The sequence below is a fragment of the Geobacillus thermopakistaniensis genome (assembly GCF_000498995.1).
Taxonomy (GTDB): domain Bacteria; phylum Bacillota; class Bacilli; order Bacillales; family Anoxybacillaceae; genus Geobacillus; species Geobacillus thermoleovorans.
The window spans coordinates 1-3,152 of the sequence record NZ_AYSF01000121.1 but is presented as its reverse complement, the minus strand read 5'-3'; the positions used below and the strand labels follow the sequence as shown (position 1 = coordinate 3,152).

At 53.0% G+C, this 3,152-nt stretch carries 2 protein-coding genes; both read right to left on the bottom strand.

Going from position 1 to position 3,152, the window contains the following annotated elements:
* A partial coding sequence (locus tag T260_RS121370; protein ID WP_023634704.1) for a thiamine pyrophosphate-dependent enzyme occupies positions 1-1,129 on the bottom strand: 1,129 nt, incomplete at its 3' end.
* Between the two features lie 603 nt (positions 1,130-1,732).
* Positions 1,733-3,152, bottom strand: a 1,420-nt coding sequence (locus T260_RS121375; protein WP_023634703.1) for a methyl-accepting chemotaxis protein, incomplete at its 5' end; no start/stop codon positions are given.

Here is a 3,152-nt window from a genome sequence, read left to right as displayed (position 1 = left end):
CTCGACGACGACAAAATTTTGCCGAAAAAATCAAGATGGCAAACGACGCATCAGTATTTTGCACCGGCACTCCTGGTTTTGTCCGATCTTCTTGCGCGGCGCGCGTGTAGCCAAGCACAACCGGATTGACCACTTCGAGATGGCTTGGGTTGTTAGCGAGCGTAATCCTCATCGTATGCGCGCTTTGATTGCGAAGGCGGCGCGCCGCCCCTAAGTGGTATTTGACATCGCCCGTCCACCCGTACGTGATCGCCACTGACCCTTCAGACGGAATGAAATTTTTGCTTTCGGCATGCTGAAACTCGGCGAAAATCATTTCGTACGGCTTGCCGAGCACGTGAGCCAGCACGTTCAACCGGCCGCGGTGCGCCATGCCGATGTTGACAGCGTCGATTTCATGTTCGATCGCTTGGCGGACGAGCTCATCCAAAAGCGGCACCATGGAATCAAGCCCTTCGATCGAAAACCGTTTTTGCCCGACATACGTCCGGTGGATGAACTTTTCAAACCCTTCCACTTCCGTCAGGCGGCGCAACAAAGCGACCCGCTCTTTGTTCGCCAAGCTCGGGTAATACGCTCCGGACTCGATTTGCTGAATGAGCCAGTTCCTCTCTTCGAGATTATGTACTTGCGAGAATTCGAACGCGATTTTGTCCGTGTAAATTTTGCGCAAATGCAAGATGGCATCCCAGCCGTTTTTGACATGCGCCGGAGCGTGCGGGCAAAGAAACGCGACCGGAATGCGCTTTAAGTCCTCTTCGGTTAAGTCGTATTCGTCAAGCTCCAAGCGGCGCAGCTTTTTCTCCTTTTTGACAAGCGGATTCGTATCGGCAACCAGATGGCCATAATGGCGAATGCTGTCCGCCAGCTTGACGGCAGCGACAAGCTTGCTGAAAATCGTCGGCGTCTCCGGCAGCCGGAACGTTTGATGCGTTTTGGCTGTTTCGTCATCCGCAGGAGAAACCGGTTCTTCCAAGACCGGCGCCCCCCACTGTTCGAACAATTGTTTCAGTTCCGGGTCGATGCTGTTAGGGTCATCGAGATACTGTTCGTACATTTCGATGACATAACCGAGGTTCGGCCCGTAAAACTGGCTCCACGGTTGAGCGTAGTTCGTCTGTTTTGCCATCGTGAAAAAACCTCCACCTTGTTTTCGCATCGTTCGGGCTGGGCAACAGCTATGCATGAAAGTCCTCATTTAGCTGCCAGTATCCCCAAACGTACAGCAAAATAACAGTATAAACGTTTTCACTGTTTATTTTAGCACTATCGCCCACTAAAATCGACGAAGAAGCTGAAAAAATTTCACTTATTATCATTGTATGAATAGAAAAAAGATCGTGACTGCACGGCGGCGGAACATTCGCGATTTTAAGCAAACGCCGACCGACATTCATCTCCCGCTTATTTTTGGACTGCACCCTGTACAAAGCGAAAGTGAAAGTCTCCTATTCGAAAATGATTGAACGCTCTCTTGCCTGCGCAAACGTTTAGCGGTGGGAGATTCTTTGGAACAACCGCTCCACGACAGGCTTGCCAGCCAAGCCATCCTCGTGTGTCCCACGGTTCCGTTGTCTTACGAAGACAGCAAGCGAAATCCTTCTTTATTTTGGGCGGCGTTAGGGAACATCCTTGATGCTTCATCCCCCACTTACGCACGCGGAAATGGGAGCCTTCTCGGCTGGAGATGATAAAAAAGGCGCCCCGTTGCCGCTAGGACGCCTTCCATTTTTTATGAAATCTTAAACTTCTCAACCAGTTGTTTCAACTGCCGGCTCATTTCGCTTAACGCCTCCGCCGATTCGGTCACCGTCGAAAGCGCCTGCAACTGATCATCAGCCGAAGCAGCCACTTCTTCCGCCGCTGCCGCTGCTTGTTGGGCGATGGCGGCGATGTTTTGCATCGCCCCGACGACATCGTCTTTGCTCGCGTTCATCCGCTTTGCTTCCTCCATAATCCCAGCGAGCGCTGTTGCCACTTGCTCCATCATGCCAGTGATTTTGACAAATGAATCGCCGGTCGTGTGCACCGCTTCCCGCTGTTCGTCGTACGCCTGCTTGGAGCGGCGGACCGCCTCCATCACCAGCCCGGCTTGCTGCTGGATGGCGGCGATCGTCGCGCGGATCATCTCCGTCGCTTTCGCGGATTGTTCGGCCAGCTTGCGCACCTCATCGGCGACAACGGCAAACCCTTTCCCATGCTCGCCAGCCCGCGCCGCCTCGATGCTGGCGTTTAACGCCAGCAAATTCGTCTGTCCGGAAATGGCCGTGATCGTTTGAATGACACCGTCAATTTCATCCATCTTTTTCACAAGGTCGCTAATGACATTTTCTACAGACTCGAGTTCATTTTTCGCTTCCTCCGATTTTTTCTGCAAAATGTTTAAATGCTCCAAGCCGTCGTAGCTCGCGGTTTTCGTTTCATCGGACAGCGACTCCATGCCAGCCGTCGCATTCGTGACCGCTTCGATTTGCTGCGACAGCGCCGTCGTCCGCTCATTGATCGTATCAAGGCTTCCTGCTTGATCGGTCGTTCCTTTGGCGATTTCGCCGATCGCTTTTGCCACTTGTTCGCTTGTGGCCATCGTTTCTTCGGAGACAGCGCTCAAATGGTCGGCCGAAACGGCCAATTCATTGACCGAGCGGTTCACCTCGCTGATCAGCATCCGCATATGGTCGATCATGTCATTGAAGTGGCGGGCGAGGCGGCCAATCTCATCTTTGGCAGTGATGCGCGCGTGCACCGTCAAGTCGCCGCCCGCCGCCTTTTCGACTTGCTCTTGCAGCGCAGCAATCGGCCTTGTGATCGAACGCGCCAAGAAATAGACGGCAACAAGCGCTACAACGAGCGCAATGACGGTAATGACAAGCATGTTCTTCCCAATGGAACGGCTCATGGCGGCTAAGTCTGCTTCTTTATAGACGGCGCCGACTTTCCAGCCGAGCTCCGGAATCGTAGTGAAATACATGACCCGTTGTTCCCCGTCTAGTTCATATTCCCGCATCCCTTTTTTATGTTCGAGCATATAGCGGACCGTCGCGTTTTTCGCCATATTTTTTCCTTTGTATTGCGGATGGACGACCGCCGTCCCCTTCGCGTCAAACAGCACCGGATAGCCGTGATATTTTCGGCTTTCTTTTTCGCCATTTCCG